The 2,241-nt window shown below is 62.1% G+C and carries 3 protein-coding genes; all 3 read left to right on the forward strand.

Translation table 11 applies throughout. The features are described 5' to 3' along the window. On the forward strand, positions 1–246 hold a 246-nt coding region (locus tag NCT05_RS35245), incomplete at its 5' end, for a HigA family addiction module antitoxin (RefSeq protein WP_250504533.1). Next, a complete protein-coding gene (locus tag NCT05_RS35250; protein ID WP_250504534.1) occupies positions 236–1,744 on the forward strand; it encodes an ATPase domain-containing protein in 1,509 nt (502 codons plus the stop codon). The genes NCT05_RS35245 and NCT05_RS35250, both read left to right, overlap by 11 nt. Before the next feature lie 7 nt (positions 1,745–1,751). Continuing rightward, the coding region (locus tag NCT05_RS35255; protein ID WP_502801827.1) for a response regulator transcription factor at positions 1,752–2,241 on the forward strand (490 nt) is incomplete at its 3' end.

The following is a 2,241-nucleotide window of genomic DNA, read 5'->3' on the forward strand; positions in this document are numbered from 1 at the left end:
CGAGATCTGGGCGTGGCTCGTCAAACGCTTCACCGGATCTTCGACGGCAGCGCGAGCATCACGCCCGAAATGGCGGTGCGTCTCGAGGCCTTTTGTGGCGTGCCGGCGATGCACTGGTTGGAACTGCAATCCGCGCATGATGTCTGCGACGCTCGTACTTCGCTCGAGCAGGCGCTGACGAAAATCCCGAAGCACAGACTTTCCCGTCTTGCAATGAAGCAGCTTGGAGCAACAGATGAACGATAGTACCGTAATGCCTCAATACGCTCGCACGGGCGTCCCGGGGCTCGACGACATTCTCGTTGGCGGACTGAGCCGGGGCAACTTGTTCCTTCTCGAAGGAAGTCCAGGCACAGGCAAGACGACCATCGCGCTGAGTTTCCTGCAGGCTGGCGCCGAGCTGGGGGAGCCATGCCTTTACATCACGCTCTCCGAGACGATGGAGGAACTGCGCAACGGCGCCTTGTCGCACGGATGGCGGCTCGGTCCACAGATCAGCATCTTCGAAGTCAGCCCGTCCGAAAATCTGCTTGACGCCGATCAGCAGCAGACGCTGCTCTATTCCTCCGACCTCGAGCTGGGCGAGACGACGCGGCTCATCCTCGGCGAGTTCGAGCGCGTGAAACCGAAGCGCGTGGTCATCGATAGTCTTTCGGAGATTCGCTTGCTTGCGCAAAGCTCGCTGCGCTACCGCCGGCAGATCCTGGCATTCAAGCATTTCTTCGCGGGCCGCGACGCCACGGTGCTCATGCTGGACGATCTCACCTCAGATGCGGCCGACAAGACCGTGCATAGCGTGGCGCACGGCGTCATCAAACTGGAGGAGTTATCGCCGCAATATGGCGCTGAACGCCGGCGCCTAAGGGTGCTCAAATACCGCGGTCAGCATTTTCGTGGCGGCTATCACGATTTTGCTATCCGACACGGCGGGGTGGCGGTGTTCCCGCGACTTATCGCCGGTGAGCATCGAACCAGTTACGCGCGCACGCAAATGACAAGCGACGTCGCGGAACTCGATGCTTTGCTCGGCGGGGGTGTCGAGCAAGGATCCAGCACGCTTATCCTTGGTCCCGCAGGGACCGGCAAGAGCCTCTTCGCGATCCAGTTCGTCACGGCGGCCGTGCGGCGGAGCGAGAAGGCTGCGCTCTTCGTCTTTGATGAAGAGCTCGGCCTACTGTTCGACCGTGTGCGCCCAATGGGCATCGACCTCGAAGCCATGAGAGATGCCGGTGACCTGCACGTCGAACAACTGGACGCGGCAGAGCTGTCGCCGGGCGAGTTCGCTCATCGCGTGCGTGCGAGCGTCGATCGCGCGCGTGTAAAGACGGTTGTCATCGATAGTTTGAACGGGTATCAGGCCGCCATGCCTGAGGAAAACGCGCTCGTACTGCACGTGCACGAGTTGTTGCAGTATCTGAATCGGCAGGGCGCGAACACCTTTTTGACGGTCGCCCAGCACGGCCTCGTCGGCGACATGAAGGCGCCGGTCGACGTGACCTATCTTGCCGACACGGTCATCCTGCTTCGTTACTTCGAAGCGATCGGGCGCGTTCGACGCGCGGTGTCGGTCATCAAGAAGCGCACCGGGGCTCATGAGGAATCGATCCGCGAGTTCCGTATCGGTTCGGAGGGGCTCACGCTCGGAGAGCCGCTGGAAGATTTCCAGGGGGTGCTTCGAGGCGTGCCGACGTTCGTCGGAAAGTCGGCGCCTCTGCTGACGCCGAAGACTGCAACCAAGGACTGACGATCGCATGGCCGAAACCGAGCGATGTCCCGTGCTGCTCCTCACCCCGTCGGGACGCGACTGCGTCGTTGCGCAGGCGCTGTTGGGGGCGGCCGGGATCGACGCAGAGCCGTGCAAGAACGTAGCGCAACTCGGCGAGACGTTGAGAGACGACGTCTGCTGCGTTATCGTCGCCGACGAAGCGTTGAACGGCGCCGACCTCGCCACGCTGGCGGGATGGGTGTCGTCGCAGCCGCCGTGGTCGGATCTTCCATTTGTCGTACTCACACAGCGCAGCGGTCCCGTTCGCAGACCGATGGCCGAGCGGTTGATTACGGCACTCGGCAACGTCACGTTCATCGAGCGTCCGTTTCATCCGACGACGTTCGTAAGCGTCGTCGAAACAGCGGTGCGGGGCCGGAATCGCCAGTTCGAGGCTCGGGCTCGAATCCGAGAACTTGATGAGGGCGAAGCGCATCTTCGCATAGCACTCACGGCCGGACACCTCGGCTCCTGGA

This window comes from Caballeronia sp. AZ7_KS35, assembly GCF_023631045.1.
Taxonomy (GTDB): Bacteria; Pseudomonadota; Gammaproteobacteria; order Burkholderiales; family Burkholderiaceae; genus Caballeronia; species Caballeronia zhejiangensis.